Source organism: Hydrogenobaculum acidophilum, assembly GCF_054656715.1.
Genome location: NZ_BAAHXP010000081.1, coordinates 1 through 227 on the forward strand (window position 1 = coordinate 1; position 227 = coordinate 227).

At 36.6% G+C, this 227-nt stretch carries 1 protein-coding gene; it reads right to left on the reverse strand.

Features of this window, described 5'->3' with window-relative positions:
- Positions 1-227, reverse strand: a 227-nt coding sequence (locus ACYQZV_RS09210) for an iron-sulfur cluster assembly scaffold protein (RefSeq protein WP_459895368.1), incomplete at both ends; no start/stop codon positions are given.

Genomic DNA, 227 nt, shown 5'->3' on the forward strand with positions numbered 1-227 from the left:
CAGTGTATCTTTTGAGGTGGTAATCCACCTAGCTGGTCAAATATATCTTTGTAAGTTAGATTTAAAGCATAGTTTATGTCTTTGCCCTTTATCATCTCTGTGAGCATAGAAGAGACTGCTATAGCAGAACCACATCCAAATGTCTTAAATCTTACGTCTTCTATGATATCATTTTGAGGGTTTACCTTTATAGTAAAAAGCATAGCGTCTCCACAAGCTGGATTACC